A 15,282-nucleotide genomic window follows, 5' to 3' on the forward strand; every position below is an offset into this window, starting at 1 on the left:
ATTCACCCGCTAGAAGCCGGACAGGCCGGCGGGGGTGGGGCCGCGGCAGCGAAAAGAGGGCACCGCCACGTATCGAAATCCTAGCACCGGGCAGCTCCGTGGCAGCGGAACGGTAGGCTGGTCGGGTGCCTATTACTAACGAACGCATTGTCTGGATCGACTGCGAGATGACCGGCCTGGACATCAAGAACGACGCCCTTATTGAGGTGGCCGCACTGGTGACGGACTCCGAACTCAACATCCTGGGAGACGGCGTTGACGTCGTCATCCGGCCGGACGACGCTGCGCTCGCCCAGATGAACGATTTCGTCCGCGACATGCACACCCGTTCCGGGCTTCTCGAAGAGCTTCCTCACGGCAAGACGATGGCAGAGGCCGAAGCCGTGATCATGGAATACATCGCGAAATGGGTTCCGGATCCCCGCAAGGCTCCGCTGGGCGGCAATTCCGTGGGCACGGACCGCGTCTTCCTCGCCCGGGACATGCCTGCCGTGGTGGAGCACCTGCATTACCGGGTCATTGATGTCAGCACCATCAAGGAACTGTCACGCCGCTGGTTCGCGCGGGCATACTTCCAGGCCCCGGCCAAGCACGGCGGGCACCGCGCCCTCGGCGACATCAAAGATTCAATCGATGAGCTGCGTTACTACCGTGAAGCAGTTTTCGTCCCGGCCCCGGGACCGGACAGTGCCACCGCGCAGCGCATTTCGAAGTCCGTCACGGCCTCCGCCGAGCCCCTTGCAGAGGCGTCAGAAAAGTAATCTGCGCCACGTTTGAAGGAAATTTTCCCGAAACCGGCAAAAGTGGCTAAAACAGCCCCGCGGAGCAGGTAAGCTATATGACGTTGCCTTCCAAGACAGCCGGTAACCCGGACGGTCTCGCGGGGCACATGGTGGGCTTAGCTCAGTTGGCAGAGCGCCTGGTTGTGGTCCAGGAGGTCGCGGGTTCAACCCCCGTAGCTCACCCTCATGAAGGGCAAGATTTTCGCCCTTACCTAAAGGCCGCACCGGTTATCCGGTGCGGCCTTTACTTGTTTCCGCACTGCATCAAAGGAACCACCTGACATGACCGTTCTGCCGATCACCATCTGGGGCGAGCCGGTTCTCCACCGCCGGGCCGCCGAAGTGGAAGTCTTCGACGACGAACTCCGTACCCTCATCGCCGACATGTTCGAAACGAACGACGCCGCCAACGGCGTGGGGCTCGCCGCCCCCCAGGTGGGCGTTGGCAAGCGCCTCTTTGTGTACAAGTTCGCCAACGACGACGGCGTGCCCCCTGCGGGCGTCGTGGTGAACCCGGTCCTGACGCTGTCCAAGGTTTCCGGCGCACTTCCGGACCCTGATGAGGAAGTGGAGGGCTGCCTGTCCTTCCCCGGCGGCCAGTACCCGCTCAAGCGCGCGGAGTGGGCGCGGGTGCAGGGGTTCGACGGTGACGGAAATCCGGTGGACTTCGAGGCCACTGACTGGTTCGCCCGGATCATCCAGCACGAATACGACCACTTGGACGGCAAGCTCTACGTGAACCGGCTGATGGACCGATACGCCCGCAAGGCCATGAAGCAGGCCAAGCGGAGCGGCTGGGGTGTTCCCGGCCTGACGTGGATGCCCGGCGTCGACCCCGACCCGTTCGGGCACTGACATTAATGGGGCACTGACGCACACTGCCCGCCGCTACCGCGGAATAAGGGTGTGCTGCTCGGGGCACGATGCCAGGACACGTTTCATGGCATCCTTTTCGGTCTGGGTCACCCACAGCGCATAGGCCGCTTTCACTGAGATCTGGCGGGCTACGTAATGGCACCTGAAGGCCTTGTTTTTCGGCAGCCAGCTTGCTGCGTCCGAGGCGCTCTTTTCCTGGTTGGCGGGACCGTCGGCGGCTACGAGGTTGAGAGGATCGTTGGCGAGGTTTTGGCGCTGCAGCGGCGTCAACTGCTGGGCCCCCTTCTGCCATGCGTCGCCCAGAGCCACGACGTGGTCAATCTGGACGGCTTTGCTGCTCTCTGCTCCCCTGGTGAAGGTCACCACCGCTCCGGTGTACGGCTCATGGAATTCCCCGCGTGCCACACGGCACCGGGAGCCCTCGGTGAACTGCGCGCCGCCCAGGTCCCGCCGGAGGATGTCATTGCGGGTGTCGCAGCCGTTGCGGTCCACATCCAGCCAGGCCTGGCCGAACGCGGTGCGGTCGTAGTTGTCGTTGGCCGCCCGCCCTTTCACCTCGAGCGATTCCAGCACATCAGCCGCACGTCCTTCCGGTACTGGGCGGACGGGCAGAACTGCTTTCATCCACACCGGGTCCAGCACGGGAGCAGTGCTGGGACCGGTGACGGGCGGCTCCGCCACGGCAAACTGGCCTGCGGTGAAAAACCAGCACACCGCGGAGACCAGTCCTACGGCCAGCACGATCAGCACGGCCCAGGCCTGGCGGGAGCGGCGCCGCGCACGGCGGTAGGCCGCCCAGCTGATGGTCATGGTTGCAGAGCCCGATGATGATTCCTACGCACCGGACGAGCTTAGGTGCGGCCACTGACAACGCGGCCGATATCCACAGTGTGGAGGGGCAGTTACTGCTCCTTCATCACACGCTTCAGGTCTACGGTGGCAAGGTCAAGCAGCTCCTCAAGCTGTTTGATCCTGCTATCGGGAATCTCTCCCGCGGCATGCGCCACGCGCGCCTGTTCAAGGAGGCGGGTAGCTTCCTTGTGGTTCTGCCGTGCTACGTCGAGGGCGTGTTCGAGGGTGGTTTCATGTTCGAGAGTCGATTCGTGTTCCATGACACCATTTTGGGTCCGTTTCCCGGCCGATGCCAGAGCATCGGCCGGGAAACCTCAGACCCGGACCCGTCCGGACCCCTAGACCGAGATTGCCGCCAGCGCCGCGGCCGGTTCCTTGACGGGGAACGACGGCGGGTTGACGCCGGCCATTTCCTCCATCACGCGGACCACCTGGCAGCTGTAGCCGAACTCGTTGTCGTACCAGACGTAGAGGACCAGGTTCTTGTCGTTGGAGATCGTGGCCAGGCCGTCAACAATGCCTGCACGGCGCGAACCGACGAAGTCCGTGGAAACGACCTCGGGGGAATCGATGTAGTCGATCTGCTTACGCAGCTCGGAGTGCAGGGACATCTGCCGCAGGTAGTCGTTGACCTCATCCTTGGTGGTGCCCTGCTCCAGGCTCAGGTTCAGGATGGCCAGCGACACGTCCGGGGTGGGGACGCGGATGGAGCTGCCGGTGAGCTTGCCGAGGAGTTCGGGCAGCGCCTTAGCAACTGCTTTGGCGGCACCTGTTTCGGTGATCACCATGTTCAGCGCGGCGGAGCGGCCGCGGCGGTCGCCCTTGTGGAAGTTGTCGATCAGGTTCTGGTCGTTGGTGAAGGAGTGGACCGTCTCGACGTGGCCGTGGACCACGCCGAACTTGTCGTTGATGGCCTTCAGGACCGGGGTGATGGCGTTGGTGGTACAGGACGCCGCGGTGACGATCTTGTCCGAGTCCAGGATGGTGCCGTGGTTGATGCCGTGGACGATGTTCTTCAGCTCGCCCTTGCCGGGTGCCGTGAGCAGGACGCGGGAGACGCCCTTGCTCAGGAGGTGCTGGGACAGGCCTTCGGCGTCGCGCCAGCGTCCCGTGTTGTCCACCACGAGGGCGTCCTTGATGCCATAGGCCGTGTAATCCACGGTGGAGGGGTTGTCCGAGTAGATGACCTGGACCTGGACACCGTTGGCCGTGATGGTGTTGTTCTCGGTGTCCACCTTGATGGTGCCCTCGAACGATCCGTGAACGGAGTCCCGGCGCAGCAGGCTGGCACGCTTGGCGAGGTCGTTGTCCGAGCCGCGGCGGACCACGATCGCGCGGAGCCGGAGTCCGTGACCGCCACCGGCCTTTTCGATGAGGAGGCGCGCCAGCAGGCGGCCGATGCGGCCAAAGCCGTAGAGCACGACGTCGGTGCTGGTGCGGTCGTCGCCGCCACGCTTCCCCACGACGTCCGCGAGTTCGGCCCGCAGGAACTCTTCCAGGCTCGCACCGTTCGCCTCGGCCTTGAACTTCTGGTTCAGGCGGGCGATGTCGATTGCCGCAGCACCCAGATCCAGCCCGGCGAGGGCATCCAGCAGCGGGGCCGTCTCTTCCAGGAGCAGCTCGTCCTTGCTCATCCGGCGCGCAAAGCGGTGCGCCTTCAGGATGTTCATGGTGGACTTGTTGATCAGGCTGCGGCCGTGGATGGAAGTCACCACATTGTTCTCGCGGTACAGCCGGCCGATCACCGGGATCATGGCCTCGGCAAGTGCCTCACGGCCCATCCACGTATCAAGACAAGAATCTGACGTCTGGCTCACAGAACTACCTTCCTTGGGTCAACCACATACGTCCTCGTATGCGGATGTCGGCCACCGGAGGTATTCCGGGGCACAGGCATCGGCGGGGATTCGGTCCACCCCGGACACCTTGGAGAATCGCAAAGAAAAACCGCCGGCTGCGAACGCAGACCCGGCGGCAGAACTTCTACGTTCGCTATCCATTCTAGGGTGGCCGCGCCGCCAGTACTGCCCCGCAAAGCGTGAAGTCACTCACATGCCGGCGATGGGAGACGTGGCTGAAAGCGGATGGATGGGTTGACCGATACGCCGGGTTCTGTGTTCCCGCTCCGTTACCGGTGCGGGAGTAGCGGCCATCCATCTACGAACGCCGTTGCCGACGCCCTCCAGCGGCCTACCCGGACACTCGGGCGAGCAGCCCTCGAACGTGCCCTGTCTGGCCTTGCTCCGGGTGGGGTTTACCTAGCCTTCCCGGTCACCCGGGAAGCTGGTGGTCTCTTACACCACCGTTTCACCCTTACCTGCTTCGTGCCGCTTTCAAACCGGCGCGACGCAGGCGGTCTATTCTCTGTGGCACTGGCCTGCGGGTTGCCCCGAGTGGGCGTTACCCACCACCCTGCTCTGCGGAGCCCGGACGTTCCTCGAGCCACTTGCGTGACGCGCGGCCGCCTGGTCAACCCATCCGCATTTCATTCTACGTGCTGCACCGGCGCCCGGCGTGCGGGACGTCCTGCGGGCGCCCGGCGGGACGTTTCGGACGCCAAGCGGGACGTTTCGGGCGCCAAGTGGGACAATTGGACAAGGTCAACTCATGCAAGAAAAGAGGGGATCCTGATGGACCCCACCGGTACCTACATCGCCATCGCCGTCGCAGTGTTGCTGCTCATCTTCCTGAAGATGTCCATCCGGATCGTGCGGCAGTACGAGCAGGGGGTGCTCTTCCGGCTGGGCAGGGTTATTGGCATTAGACTCCCGGGCCTGCGGTTCATCATCCCGGTCGTCGACCGCCTCCCGTTGGTCAGCCTGCGGATCGTGACCATGCCGATCCAGTCGCAGGGAATCATCACCCAGGACAACGTGAGCGTCGACATTTCCGCCGTGGCCTACTACCGCGTGGTCGATGCCGTGAAATCGGTCGTGGCCATCGAGAACGTGGCGGCCGCCATAGACCAGATCGCGCAGACCACGTTGCGGAAGGTAGTCGGCAGGCACAGCCTGGACCAGACGTTGTCAGAAACCGAGCGCATCAATAGCGATATCCGGGAAATCCTCGATGCCCTGACGTTGGCGTGGGGTGTCGAGGTGACCCTGGTGGAACTGAAGGACATCCAACTGCCCGAGAGCATGAAGCGCGCAATGGCCCGCCAGGCCGAGGCCGAGCGGGAAAAGCGGGCGAAGATCATCGCCGCGGAAGGCGAAGCCATCGCGGCCGCTGCCCTCGGCGACGCGTCGGACACCATGATGGCCCACCCGCTGGCGCTGCAGCTGCGGAACCTGCAGTCCCTGGTCGAAATCGCGGTGGACAAGAACTCCACGGTTGTCTTCCCCGCGCCGCTGATGAGTACGATCGGCGAACTGTCTGCCTTCCTCGCCCGCGAAAACCAGGCCGCGACGGCCGCCGCCAAACCGCCGATCAAGGCGGCCTGAGCTGCGGGCCGGTGGTGGGGCCTTCACGCCTATGATCGGCTTATGGAATTTGCGACGCTCGGACGCCGGCGGCTGCTGGAACTCGGAGCCGGCGGTGTGACTGCCGCGGTGCTGGCCGCATGTGCGCTGGTCGCCGACGGCCTCACGGCTTCGACCGGGGAAGTTCGCAGTGGATCCTTCACGTCGAGGTTCCGCCCGGACACGGGAACGAACTGGTCCGTGGCGATTCCGGCCGGCGGCGCCGACAGCGGTCAGCGCCCCCTCCCCGTGGCGCTCTTCCTGCACGGTACGGGCGCGGACCACCGGATGGTTTTCGACGACCTGCAGGCTGACCGGTTCCTGGCACAGCATGTGGCCCGCGGCGGGTCGCGTTTCGCGATCGCGGCCGTCGATGGCGGCGAAAGCTGGTGGCACCCGCGCGCAACGGGCACGGACACGCAGTCCATGGTGGTGGAGGAGTTCCTGCCCTTGCTGGCAAGCCAGGGCCTGGACACCGGCAGGACCGCCGTGTTCGGCCTGTCGATGGGCGGCTTTGGCGCCCTTCTCCTCGCCTCCCGGCACCGGATTCCCGGCCTCCGGGCCGTCGCAGCGATGAGCCCGGCAGTCTGGAGCATGCACGACGCCGGGCGGGCGGACAACTTTGACAACGCCGCGGACTTCGAGGCCAACGACATCTTCGCGCTCAGGCCGGAACTGGAAATGTTGCCCAAGAGGATCGACTGCGGCACCGGTGACAACCTGCTTTACAGCGTCAAGGACTACGTAAGCGGCCTGCCCGGGGAGCATGAGGGTGGCTTCCAGGACGGCGGCCACGACAGCGGCTACTGGCGCTCCATCCTGCCGGATGTCATCTCGTTCCTGGGTCGGAACCTGGCCTGACCGCCGGCCCATCACTCCGTTGCCCCGCGCCGGTAAGATCGTACGGTGCTGATTCTGCTGCCGCCGTCTGAAGGCAAGACCCCCGCTGTCCATGGTGAAGCCGTCGACTGGACCGCCCTGAGCTTTCCGGTGTTGAACACTTACCGTGCGAAGGTGCTGGAAGCACTGGGCGACGTCAGTGCCCACCGCGACGCCCTCGCCCTGCTGGGCGTCGGGGCCTCGCTCAGTGCCGACGTCGAACGCAACACCCGGCTGCACACGGAACCGGCGGCACCGGCGCACCAGGTCTATTCCGGCGTCCTGTACGACGCGCTCGGCTACCAGTCGCTGACGGCGGCGCAGCGCCGGAAGGCGGATGAATCGGTGCTGGTCATCTCCGCCCTCTGGGGCGCGATCCGCTTCGCTGACCGGGTGCCTGCCTACCGGCTGTCGATGGGAACGTCACTGCCCGACGTCGGCCGCCTGGCTTCATTCTGGAAGCCGCAGATTTCGGCGGCGCTGGCAGCCGCATCCGAGGGGGAGCTTCTGGTGGACTGCCGCTCCAGCACTTATTCTGCGGCCTGGACTCCCCCGCCGGCGCAGACCGTCGCCGTCAACGTGTTCACGGAAGTGAACGGCGTGCGCAAGGTGGTCAGCCACTTCGCCAAGCACACGCGCGGCGAGCTGGCCCGCCACCTGCTGACGCGCCGGGGTGCCGCTCCCCGGACCCCCGCTCAGCTGCTCAAGGCGGCACGCGAAAAGTGGGAAGCCGAGCTGGTCGAGGGCACTCCACGCAAAGCGCACGCCCTCAACATCATTCTCGGCGCCTAGGCCCATTCCGAGGAGCGGACCAGGATGCAGCCGGAGTCCGGGCAAAACACGATGTCATCCTCGGCCGCTGCCTTGATCTCGGCAAGGTCGCCGGGGCTCAGCTGCATCCCCGAACCTTCGGACTTGCCGTGGAAAAGCCGCGCCGCCCCCACTCCGCGTCTGGCCAGCGTCTTGTCATAAACAGCCAGCAGCCCGGCATCAAGGCCGGCGGCAAACTCCGCACGCGCGGCGCCCACTTCGGCGGCCTCGGCGGCAATCTCCGCCAGGGCGGCGTCAAGCTCCCCACGGATCCCGCCGAAGGATCCCTGGACGTCGTCCACGATCTTCTGCTGGGCCGCCTGGCGTTCACGGAGCCCCTCAAGCCGTTCCATGACCTCGAGCTCCACATCTTCAAGGGCCGAGCGCCGCTTGTTGAGCGAGGCAATGTCGCTTTGCAGGGCAACCAGGTCCTTGGACAAGCCGGTGCCGCTGTTCAGGCGCGCTTCATCGCGTTCGATCCTGGACGCCACCTGCTCCACATCGGCTTCCGAGCGCTTGAGCTCGGCTTCGGCGTCGTGGACCGCCATTTTCGCGGCACCGAGTTCACCGTTGGCCACGGACAGCGCAGCCTGCAGGTCACTGATCCGGGGATCGTTCTCGAGGGTGCGGCGGCGGTTGGACAGCGATTTGAGCCTGGCGTCGAGTCCCTGCAGTTCGAGCAATTTCAACTGTTCTGCCGGTGCTGCCTTGGCCACTATTACCTCCGCTTGTTCCTACCGGCCGCAGCCGGGCACCGGACCGGCGCAGTTTAGACTCTAGTCCCCGCCCGGAGTCAGAATGAAGTCCCACGGATCACTGTTGGTGGTGCTGACCCGGATGTCGACGTCGTGGCCCTGATCGCTGAGGACGTTTCCCAATGCCTCGGCCGCCGCCGGCAGCCACAGCCACTCGCTGGCGAAGTGGGAAACGTCGATGAGGTACGGCCTGTCATTCACGGCATTCTCACGCGCCTCGGACGCCGGGTGGTGGCGGAGGTCCGCGGTCACGAAAAGGTCAGCGTTGCTCGCCCGGACCTCGTTGAACAGGGAGTCCCCCGCGCCGCCGCACACTGCGACGCGGCGCACCAGGCCGTCCTTGTCCCCGGAGACCCTGACGCCACCGGCGACGGAGGGCAGGATGCCGTATACGCGAGCTGCAAAGTCCCCGAGCGTCATGACGTCTTCAAGGTCGCCAACGCGGCCAATGCCTTCTTCCGGCAGGCCGTTCGTGGCCGGAGTCAACGGCACAACATCTTGGAGGCCCAGGGCATCCGCCAGGACATCGGACACGCCCCCAACCGCGGAGTCACCATTGGTATGGACAGTGAGGAGCGCTGTTCCGGATTCGATCAGGCGGTGGACGGCTTTGCCCTTTGCCGTCGTGGCCGCGACGGAAGTGACTCCCTTGAGCAGCAACGGGTGGTGCGTGATCAGCAGGTCAGCGCCCCATTCGATGGCTTCCTCAATGACGTCAAGGGTGGGATCGACGGCGAACATGATCCTGCTGACCGCTGCTGAGGGATGGCCTGCGACGAGGCCCACCTCGTCCCACTCCTCGGCGAGGGATTCGGGCCAGAGTTCTTCGACGGCCAGCAAGATCTCGCCCAGTGCGGGGGCATCCGAGTGCTCGGCAGCGTCAGACTCAGCACCGGCCGGATCAGCAGCGGTGCGGGCGTCTTCTGCAACGTCGGTGTTCACAGGTTCCATACCCTCATTTTTACCCTATTCGCCGTCTTCGCCTGCACGCGCAGCAGTCTCGTAAAGTGGTTGGGGAATCATCAGGGCGCTTCAACCATTGAAGAGGACATGAAAACTTTTGTGCTTGGCGGAGGCTGCTTCTGGTGCCTTGACGCCGTCTACCAACAGACCAAAGGTGTTACGGCGGTCATTTCCGGCTATACCGGCGGCCACGACCGCCATCCGGACTACTACTCGGTCTGCTCGGGCACCACAGGCCACGCCGAAGTTGTGGCCGTGAGCTTTGATGAAGACGTGATCCCGGCCGAGGTCATACTGGACATGTTCTTCGCCCTCCACGATCCCACCACACTCAACCGCCAGGGATACGACGTCGGCACCCAGTACCGCTCGTCCATGTTTTACGAGACCACGGAGGAAAAGATCCTTTTCGAGGAGGCGATCGAACGGAACCAGGCGCTGTGGGCACATCCGATCGTCACCGAGGTCAGCAGGCTGCCCGTGTTCCATGTGGCCGAGGATTTCCACCAGAACTACTACGGCAAGCATCCGGAACAGGGCTACTGCCAGGTGATCATCAACCCCAAGCTGGCAAAGGCAAGGAAATATTACTCTGCATGGCTTAATGCTTAGCTAGGCTCCGGCCGCCCTCGTTAGGCTGACCTCAGTATTCGCTGTTCAGAGAACTCTTCAGAGATAGGCACAAATACATGGCACGGATCTACGACGACGTCACCCAGCTTGTCGGCGGCACTCCGCTGGTCAGGCTCAACCGGCTGACAGAGGGCCTCGACGCCCAGGTGGCGGTCAAGCTCGAGTTCTACAACCCGGCCAACAGCGTCAAGGACCGTATCGGCGTGGCCATTGTGGACGCGGCTGAGAAGTCCGGCGCACTGAAGCCCGGCGGAACCATCGTCGAAGGAACCTCCGGCAACACGGGCATTGCCCTGGCCATGGTGGGTGCCGCCCGCGGCTACAAAGTCATCCTGACCATGCCTGAGACCATGTCCACCGAGCGCCGTGTCATGCTTCGCGCGTTCGGCGCGGAGATCGTGCTTACCCCGGGTTCCGAAGGCATGCGCGGCGCCGTGGAGAAGGCCCAGGAGATCGTGGCAAACACGGAGAACTCCATCTGGGCCCAGCAGTTCGCCAACGAAGCCAACCCGGAGATCCACCGCACCACCACCGCGGAGGAAATCTGGTCCGACACCGACGGCAAGGTGGACATCTTCGTCGCCGGCATCGGCACCGGCGGCACCGTCACCGGCGTCGGCCAGGTCCTGAAGGAACGCAAGCCGGACGTCCAGATCGTTGCCATCGAACCGAAGGACTCCGCCATCCTGAACGGCGGCGCTCCCGGCCCGCACAAGATCCAGGGCATCGGCGCCAACTTCATTCCCGAAATCCTCGACACCAACGTCTACGACGAAGTCCTGGACGCCACACTGGAGGACTCCGTCCGCGTTGCCCGCGACCTCGGCGTCAAGGAAGGCATCCTCGGCGGCATTTCCTCGGGTGCGATCGTCTGGGGAGCCCTCGAACTCGCCAAGCGGCCGGAGAATGCCGGCAAGCTCATCGTCGCGGTTGTCTGCGACTTCGGCGAGCGTTACATCTCCACCGTGCTCTATGACGACATCCGGGGCTAAGCCTTAGCCCGCCACTCACCGTTTCCTGTAGAAAGGTCTTTGTGAGCTTCTTCGCAAGACTTAAGGAAGACCTCGACGCCGCCCGGTCGCATGACCCGGCGGCTCGAGGTTCTTTTGAGAACTTTTTTGCCTACTCCGGCCTCCACGCAATCTGGGCACACCGCCTGACGCACAAGCTCTGGCAGAATCCTTCGCTTCGCTTCCCGGCCCGGCTGATTTCGCAGCTGGCACGCTTCCTGACCGGGATTGAGATCCACCCGGGAGCCACGATCGGAAAGCGGTTCTTCATCGACCACGGCATGGGCGTGGTCATCGGTGAAACGGCCGAGATCGGTGAGGACGTCATGATCTATCACGGCGTCACCCTGGGCGGACGCTCGCTGGCGAAGGTCAAGCGGCACCCCACCATCGGGGACCGCGTGACCATCGGCGCGGGCGCCAAGGTCCTGGGCCCCATCACGATCGGACGGGACAGTGCAGTGGGCGCCAACGCCGTCGTGGTCAAGGACGCCCCGCCGGAATCCATCATCACCGGGGTTCCTGCAACGTGGCGCCACCGGGACGCCCAGCGCGAAACCAAACCGGCTGTGGACCCTGCCGAGTACTACATCGAGTACCGGATCTAGCGGCCAAGCCGCTGGTAGATAGTCCAGAAGATTACGTCGAACGCACGGTCCGGCAGGATCCTTCGCAGGGTCAGGATGGCGCGCGCACCCTTGCCCACCGGGTAGCGCGTCTTCGGCCGGGCCGCCGTTGCGGCATGGACAATGGCATCGGCAATAACGGCAGGGTGCGTTGACATGCTGGAACCCTCGGTGGAGGCCAGCGCCGCGGCGACGATCTTCGCCTGGTCCCGATAGGGGCCGTGACCGGACGTTTCCAGCAGGCTCTCGCCGGAGATGCCTCCCCATTCAGTCTGCGTGCCTGCCGGTTCGATGATTGACACCTTGATGCCATGCGGCTTGAGCTCCAGGCGCAGGGAGTCGCTCAGGCCCTCCACGGCGAACTTCGTGGCGTGATACCAGGCGCCCAGAGGCTCGTACATCTTGCCGCCGATGGAGGAAACATTGATGATCCTCCCCTGGGCGGCGGCCCGCATGGCGGGCAGCACGAGCTGGGTCATGCGCGCCAGGCCGAAGACGTTGACGTCGAACTGCCGCCGGCCTTCAGCCAGGTCCACCTCTTCCAGCGACCCGTAGGACCCGTAGCCGGCGTTGTTCACGAGGACATCGATCCGGCCGTGCGCCTCGAGGATTCCGCCCACGGCCGCCGCCATGGACGCCTCATCCGTGACATCCAGCGCCAGCACCTTTACGCCGTGGGCCTTCAGCGGCTCCATCTTCTCGACCCGGCGGGCGCCGGCGTAGACAGTGAATCCCTGCCCACTCAGCTTCTTGGCGGCCTCGAAGCCGATGCCGGTGGACGCACCGGTAACAAACGCGACTGGCTGCGACATGGGCTGCACTCCTTGGAGACGACAATCATTGGACAGGCGGCGATTGGAAGCCGCGGCCACCGAAAGAGCAGTCCGCAAACGGCAACGGCCGGCACCTCCCAGAGTATCCGGGCAGCGCCGGCCGTTGCGGTCAGAGCAGGGTGTGGCTTGAAGCTAGTGGGTGTCCACTGCCTCGATTTCGGACTTGTCCTCGCCCCACAGGGTGTGGAACGTGCCCTCGGCGTCAACGCGGCCGTAGGTGTGCGCACCGAAGAGGTCGCGCTGGCCCTGGATCACGGCGGCCGGCAGGCGCTTGCGGCGCAGGCCGTCGTAGTACGCCAGCGACGAGGAGAACACCGGTACCGGGATGCCCAGCTGAACAGCCGTGGCCACCACGCGGCGCCATGCCGGCAGGACCTCGGCGATGGCCTTGGTGAAGGCCGGTGCAAACAGCAGGTTGGCGGGCTTTTCGTCCGCGGCGTAGGCCTTGGTGATTTCCTTCAGCAGTTCCGCACGGATGATGCAGCCGCCGCGCCAGAGGGAAGCGATCTCGTCCAGCTTCAGGTCCCAGCCGTATTCCTTGGCAGCCGAGGTCAGCATGTCCAGGCCCTGGGCGTAGGAAACCAGCTTGGAGGCGTACAGCGCCTGACGGACGTCCTCAACGAACGTTTCCGGAACCTCGACGGCGATTTCCTCGCCGGCCAGGAGTTCCTGGGCCAGCTTGCGCTGTTCCGACTGGGACGAGAGGGCGCGTGCGAACACGGATTCGGCAATGCCCGACGTCGGGGATCCCAGCTCGAGTGCGGAGATAACCGTCCAGCGGCCCGTGCCCTTCTGCCCTGCGGCGTCCACCACGACGTCGACGAACGGCTTCCCGGTGCGGGTATCCACGTGGCCGAGGACCTCGGCGGAGATTTCGATCAGGAACGAGGCGAGTTCGCCCTTGTTCCACTCGGCGAAGATCTTGGACTGCTCGGCCGGTTCGATGCCGGCACCCGAGCGGAGAAGGTCGAAGGCTTCGCCGATAACCTGCATGTCGGCGTATTCGATGCCGTTGTGGACCATCTTGACGAAGTGGCCGGCGCCGTCGGTGCCGATCCAGGCGCAGCAGGGCTGGCCGTCAACGTTTGCGGCGATCTTTTCCAGCAGCGGTCCGAGGGCGTCGTAGGACTCCTTGGAGCCGCCGGGCATGATGGACGGGCCGTTCAGGGCGCCTTCCTCACCGCCGGAAACACCGATGCCTACGAAGTGCAGGTCCTTCTTGGCCAGGGCGGCTTCGCGGCGGCGGGTGTCCTCGTAGTGCGAGTTGCCGGCGTCGATGATGATGTCGCCGGCTTCCAGCAGGGGCTCGAGCTGTTCGATCACGGAGTCGACCGGCTTGCCGGCCTTGACCATGATCAGCACGCGGCGGGGCTTTTCCAGCGAATCCACAAGCTCCTGGAGGGTTTCGGTACGCACGAAGTCGCCATCGTGTCCGTGCTTTTCCAGCAGCGCGTCAGTCTTTTCAACAGACCTGTTGTGCAGGGCAACGGTGAAGCCGTTCCGGGCCAGGTTGCGGGCGAGGTTGGCCCCCATCACCGCAAGGCCGGTGACACCGATGTGTGCTGACATCAAAACTCCAATTCATTTCTGTGCAACGTGTGCATTCTGTTCCGCACTTCCTGCGGAACACGCTTTAAGAACCAGTGGCTGTCAATAAACCATATGTATTTCCGTCGACTACGGGAAAGTTGCGCCCACGTTTTGGAAGGTGGCGCGTCACAAAACAGTCTATGATGCCGCCAGCGCCATGACAGGCGAGGATGTACGCCCGGGCCGCGGACGGTGCCGCGCAGGACGGCGCCGCCAGCCCCATTATGCTTACGACTATGTCAACCAGCCTCCACCACCGCGCCATCGAAAACCTGGGCACCCGCATCGTGAGCGGCGCGCTGCCCACTGGCCATGTGATGCTGGCTGAGCAGCTTGAGGACGAACTGAAAGTCTCGCGTTCTGTGGTCCGCGAAGCAGTCCGCGTCCTGCAGTCCCTCGGCCTGGTGGAAACCATCAAGCGCGTGGGAATCCGGGTGCTGCCGGCACACCGCTGGAACCCGTTTGATCCGCTGGTCATCCGCTGGCGCCTGGCCGGTGACGGCCGCGGCGCCCAGCTCAGGTCCCTCGCGGAGCTGCGCTCCGCCGTCGAGCCTGTTGCCGCCGAGCTGGCGGCCGCCAACGCCCCCCAGGCAATCCGGCAGGAACTGCTGGACGTCTCGCTGGCAATGCGCGACGCCGGCGAGGCCGGCAACGTGGCGGAGTTCCTGGAGCTGGACATCAAATTCCACTCGCTTCTCCTCACCGGATCCGGCAACGAAATGTTCGCCAACCTTGTCGGACAGGTGGCGGAAACCCTGACCGGCCGTACCGTCCACGGACTCATGCCGGACCGCCCGCGGGAGACGGCCCTGCAATGGCACGTGGATGTGGCCGAGGCCATCGCCGCAGCGGACGCCGCCGGAGCCCGCGAGGCTTCCAGCAGGATCATGCGCGAGACGATCTCCGAGATGGAACCCGGCTGGCGGGACCAGCCCAGGGTTTTCATTCCGCTGCAGCAGGGCTGAAGTCCAGCAGCACCTTCCCTGATTCCGCGGAGTTCCGGGCAACGCCGAACGCCTCCAGGGCTGCCTCCACGGGGTACTCGTGGGTGATCACGGGGTCCACGAACAGGGTGCCGTCGGCGAGGGCCGCGATGACGTCGTCGATCTCGTCGTTGAAGCGGAAGGAACCCTTGAGCTCCAGTTCGCGGGTGATGGCCAGCGAGATCAGGACCGGCTGCGGGCCGGTGGGCAGCAGCCCGACCATCACGAC

At 64.7% G+C, this 15,282-nt stretch carries 16 protein-coding genes, 1 tRNA gene, 1 other RNA gene and 1 pseudogene; 10 read left to right on the forward strand and 9 right to left on the reverse strand.

From position 1 onward, the window contains the following. The first annotated feature begins 125 nt into the window (after positions 1-125). The 3 genes from orn to def all read left to right on the forward strand — a co-directional run bounded on the left by orn (position 126) and on the right by def (position 1,637). Positions 126-761 (forward strand): oligoribonuclease, encoded by a 636-nt coding sequence (gene orn / locus AC07YR_RS03055; RefSeq protein WP_494733006.1) that lies wholly within the window; start codon positions 126-128, stop codon positions 759-761. A 131-nt stretch (positions 762-892) separates the two neighbouring features. Further along, positions 893-965: transfer RNA gene (locus tag AC07YR_RS03060), tRNA-His, on the forward strand. Positions 966-1,064: 99 nt separating this feature from the next. Further along, positions 1,065-1,637 carry a peptide deformylase gene (gene def / locus AC07YR_RS03065; protein WP_436057886.1) on the forward strand — a complete coding sequence of 191 codons (573 nt, stop codon included), beginning with the start codon at positions 1,065-1,067 and terminating at the stop codon, positions 1,635-1,637. Between the two features lie 33 nt (positions 1,638-1,670). Here the strand turns inward: def and AC07YR_RS03070 are convergent, their stop codons facing one another. The 4 genes from AC07YR_RS03070 to rnpB form a co-directional block, all read right to left on the reverse strand. Beyond that, positions 1,671-2,468: an HNH endonuclease family protein gene (locus tag AC07YR_RS03070; protein WP_494733007.1), complete on the reverse strand. Its 798-nt coding sequence runs from the start codon at positions 2,466-2,468 to the stop codon at positions 1,671-1,673. Positions 2,469-2,560: 92 nt separating this feature from the next. Then, the gene (locus AC07YR_RS03075; protein WP_028268959.1) at positions 2,561-2,770 is read right to left on the reverse strand and encodes a hypothetical protein; all 210 of its coding nucleotides are present in this window, start codon (positions 2,768-2,770) and stop codon (positions 2,561-2,563) included. 78 nt (positions 2,771-2,848) lie between these two features. Next, positions 2,849-4,327: a glyceraldehyde-3-phosphate dehydrogenase gene (locus AC07YR_RS03080; protein ID WP_082506887.1), complete on the reverse strand. Its 1,479-nt coding sequence runs from the start codon at positions 4,325-4,327 to the stop codon at positions 2,849-2,851. 268 nt (positions 4,328-4,595) lie between these two features. Next, an RNA gene (gene rnpB / locus AC07YR_RS03085) (RNase P RNA component class A) lies at positions 4,596-4,987 on the reverse strand. 153 nt (positions 4,988-5,140) lie between these two features. Between rnpB and AC07YR_RS03090 the strand changes: the two genes are divergently transcribed. The 3 genes from AC07YR_RS03090 to AC07YR_RS03100 are packed head-to-tail and all read left to right on the forward strand — an operon-like array spanning position 5,141 to position 7,642. Beyond that, the gene (locus AC07YR_RS03090; RefSeq protein WP_436057888.1) at positions 5,141-5,953 is read left to right on the forward strand and encodes a slipin family protein; all 813 of its coding nucleotides are present in this window, start codon (positions 5,141-5,143) and stop codon (positions 5,951-5,953) included. A gap of 42 nt (positions 5,954-5,995) precedes the next feature. Next, entirely contained in the window at positions 5,996-6,832 is an 837-nt protein-coding gene (locus AC07YR_RS03095) for an alpha/beta hydrolase (protein ID WP_494733008.1), read from the forward strand. 45 nt (positions 6,833-6,877) lie between these two features. After that, positions 6,878-7,642 (forward strand): YaaA family protein, encoded by a 765-nt coding sequence (locus tag AC07YR_RS03100; RefSeq protein ID WP_494733009.1) that lies wholly within the window; start codon positions 6,878-6,880, stop codon positions 7,640-7,642. On the opposite strand, the gene AC07YR_RS03105 is transcribed toward AC07YR_RS03100, so the two are convergent. Beyond that, positions 7,639-8,376: a zinc ribbon domain-containing protein gene (locus AC07YR_RS03105; RefSeq protein WP_436057891.1), complete on the reverse strand. Its 738-nt coding sequence runs from the start codon at positions 8,374-8,376 to the stop codon at positions 7,639-7,641. The genes AC07YR_RS03100 and AC07YR_RS03105 overlap by 4 nt on opposite strands. Before the next feature lie 60 nt (positions 8,377-8,436). Further along, positions 8,437-9,366 (reverse strand): Nif3-like dinuclear metal center hexameric protein, encoded by a 930-nt coding sequence (locus AC07YR_RS03110; protein ID WP_436057892.1) that lies wholly within the window; start codon positions 9,364-9,366, stop codon positions 8,437-8,439. A gap of 99 nt (positions 9,367-9,465) precedes the next feature. Between AC07YR_RS03110 and msrA the strand changes: the two genes are divergently transcribed. The 3 genes from msrA to epsC all read left to right on the forward strand — a co-directional run bounded on the left by msrA (position 9,466) and on the right by epsC (position 11,629). Further along, positions 9,466-9,990, forward strand: coding sequence for a peptide-methionine (S)-S-oxide reductase MsrA (gene msrA, locus AC07YR_RS03115; protein WP_055803659.1), 525 nt, complete (start codon positions 9,466-9,468; stop codon positions 9,988-9,990). 77 nt (positions 9,991-10,067) lie between these two features. Then, positions 10,068-11,003, forward strand: coding sequence for a cysteine synthase A (gene cysK, locus AC07YR_RS03120; protein ID WP_011692288.1), 936 nt, complete (start codon positions 10,068-10,070; stop codon positions 11,001-11,003). Between the two features lie 41 nt (positions 11,004-11,044). Then, the gene (epsC, locus tag AC07YR_RS03125) at positions 11,045-11,629 is read left to right on the forward strand and encodes a serine O-acetyltransferase EpsC (RefSeq protein ID WP_055803662.1); all 585 of its coding nucleotides are present in this window, start codon (positions 11,045-11,047) and stop codon (positions 11,627-11,629) included. Here epsC and AC07YR_RS03130 read toward each other — a convergent pair. After that, positions 11,626-12,459 (reverse strand): oxidoreductase, encoded by an 834-nt coding sequence (locus tag AC07YR_RS03130; RefSeq protein WP_436057894.1) that lies wholly within the window; start codon positions 12,457-12,459, stop codon positions 11,626-11,628. The two genes, epsC and AC07YR_RS03130, sit on opposite strands and share 4 nt — an antisense overlap. Before the next feature lie 153 nt (positions 12,460-12,612). After that, on the reverse strand, positions 12,613-14,049 hold the full coding sequence (gene gnd, locus AC07YR_RS03135; protein ID WP_055803668.1) for an NADP-dependent phosphogluconate dehydrogenase: 1,437 nt from the start codon (positions 14,047-14,049) through the stop codon (positions 12,613-12,615). A 257-nt stretch (positions 14,050-14,306) separates the two neighbouring features. On the opposite strand from gnd, the gene AC07YR_RS03140 reads away from it, so the two are divergent. Next, positions 14,307-15,035 (forward strand): FadR/GntR family transcriptional regulator, encoded by a 729-nt coding sequence (locus tag AC07YR_RS03140; RefSeq protein ID WP_055803767.1) that lies wholly within the window; start codon positions 14,307-14,309, stop codon positions 15,033-15,035. Here the strand turns inward: AC07YR_RS03140 and AC07YR_RS03145 are convergent. Further along, positions 15,013-15,282 (reverse strand): annotated as a pseudogene (locus AC07YR_RS03145) (L-idonate 5-dehydrogenase); the annotation flags it as partial. The gene AC07YR_RS03140 and the pseudogene AC07YR_RS03145 overlap by 23 nt on opposite strands.

Source organism: Arthrobacter sp. GW460-12-1-14-TSB2, assembly GCF_059423525.1.

Bases quoted from the DNA above. Each gene is read 5' to 3' on its own strand.
- AC07YR_RS03140 (WP_055803767.1), top strand. From the start codon at position 14,307: ATGTCAACCAGCCTCCACCACCGCGCCATCGAAAACCTGGGCACCCGC.
- AC07YR_RS03090 (WP_436057888.1), top strand. From the start codon at position 5,141: ATGGACCCCACCGGTACCTACATCGCCATCGCCGTCGCAGTGTTGCTG.
- gnd (WP_055803668.1), bottom strand. From the start codon at position 14,049: ATGTCAGCACACATCGGTGTCACCGGCCTTGCGGTGATGGGGGCCAAC.
- def (WP_436057886.1), top strand. From the start codon at position 1,065: ATGACCGTTCTGCCGATCACCATCTGGGGCGAGCCGGTTCTCCACCGC.
- AC07YR_RS03095 (WP_494733008.1), top strand. From the start codon at position 5,996: ATGGAATTTGCGACGCTCGGACGCCGGCGGCTGCTGGAACTCGGAGCC.
- AC07YR_RS03070 (WP_494733007.1), bottom strand. From the start codon at position 2,468: ATGACCATCAGCTGGGCGGCCTACCGCCGTGCGCGGCGCCGCTCCCGC.
- msrA (WP_055803659.1), top strand. From the start codon at position 9,466: ATGAAAACTTTTGTGCTTGGCGGAGGCTGCTTCTGGTGCCTTGACGCC.
- cysK (WP_011692288.1), top strand. From the start codon at position 10,068: ATGGCACGGATCTACGACGACGTCACCCAGCTTGTCGGCGGCACTCCG.
- AC07YR_RS03130 (WP_436057894.1), bottom strand. From the start codon at position 12,459: ATGTCGCAGCCAGTCGCGTTTGTTACCGGTGCGTCCACCGGCATCGGC.
- AC07YR_RS03075 (WP_028268959.1), bottom strand. From the start codon at position 2,770: ATGGAACACGAATCGACTCTCGAACATGAAACCACCCTCGAACACGCC.
- AC07YR_RS03110 (WP_436057892.1), bottom strand. From the start codon at position 9,366: ATGGAACCTGTGAACACCGACGTTGCAGAAGACGCCCGCACCGCTGCT.